Raw genomic sequence first — 772 nt, forward strand, 5'->3', positions numbered from 1 at the left:
CCCAAAATCCCGGATAGAGGGCCCCTGATATCATGGCTAACACTATAAGCAAACTTATCCAGTTCTACATAGGCTTTTTGTAATTCATCATTTTTAACAGAAAGCATTGAACTGGCCATATAAAACTTATTAGCCTCATCTATTGCCGAAATAAGTTCGGCCTCAGTCCATGGTTTCTGTATATATCTAAAAATATTCCCTTTATTTATAGCGCCAATTATGGATTCAACATCAGCATAGGCCGTTAGTAGGATACGTACCGGAAGCGGGTGGCTGATCTTGATTTCTTCAAAAAAATCAACCCCGGTTTTTTCGGGCATACGGTGATCACAAAAAATAATCCTAATTTCAGGATGATTATTTAGGGAATCTATAGCCTGTGGGATGGTTACAGCTGTTAAAATTTGATAATCAAACCTTAAGGATGCTTTAAATCCTATAAGATTATCCTGCTCATCATCTACATATAATATTTTAATTTTTTCTGACATTTAGTAGATGGGAGTTTTTACATTTTTGTGAAGTTTATGGGTATTTGTAAAACAAATTCAGTCCCCTCACCCTGCAAACTATTAACATTAATAAACCCATTATGTTTTTTGATAGTATTATAAACAATTGACATACCCAAACCTGTGCCTTCTCCAACCTCTTTTGTTGTAAAAAAAGGTTCAAAAACCTTTTTTTGTGTTTGGGCATTCATGCCTGTTCCGTTGTCTTTTATGCTTATGAATATATTTTTTTCATCATAGGTTGTTATGATGGTTATTTC

Annotated in this window: 2 protein-coding genes; both read right to left on the reverse strand. The window is 34.3% G+C overall.

Going from position 1 to position 772, the window contains the following annotated elements; genetic code table 11:
• Nucleotides 1–491: response regulator (locus AC1DRQ_RS31945; RefSeq protein ID WP_477430242.1), on the reverse strand; the 491-nt coding region annotated here is incomplete at its 3' end.
• Between the two features lie 17 nt (nucleotides 492–508).
• Nucleotides 509–772 (reverse strand): sensor histidine kinase (locus tag AC1DRQ_RS31950; protein ID WP_477430244.1); only part of this gene is annotated, 264 nt, incomplete at its 5' end.

Source organism: Mucilaginibacter sp. P4_E8 (genome assembly GCF_056401495.1).